Consider the following 260-nt stretch of genomic DNA (forward strand, 5'->3'; position numbering starts at 1 on the left):
AGATCTGCTTGTAATTCATCTGCTAATGTGGAAGCTTCAAAAGTAGCTGATCCAGGAATAAACTGTGGTAAATAATAATCTTTTGTACCTTCTTCGTTTTGTAACGTGATTTTCATAAATAATTTCCTCCTAGAAATAAAATAGGGACAGCGTTAGCCATCCCTGAAAATACTTTTATTAAGCTCCTAATGCTACAGGTGGTGTTGGAACTGCTTTAAACCAGTTCGCTGCAACCGCTGCATCAAAACCAACTTCTTCTT

At 36.9% G+C, this 260-nt stretch carries 2 pseudogenes; both read right to left on the reverse strand.

The annotated features are described in order from the left end of the window. Window positions 1-116 (reverse strand): annotated as a pseudogene (locus tag KVT11_RS21650) (phage tail assembly chaperone G); the annotation flags it as partial. A gap of 61 nt (window positions 117-177) precedes the next feature. Next, window positions 178-260 (reverse strand): annotated as a pseudogene (locus tag KVT11_RS21375) (major tail protein); the annotation flags it as partial.

The organism is Bacillus sp. GbtcB10, from assembly GCF_019091365.1.
Classification (GTDB): Bacteria; Bacillota; Bacilli; order Bacillales; family Bacillaceae; genus Bacillus; species Bacillus altitudinis.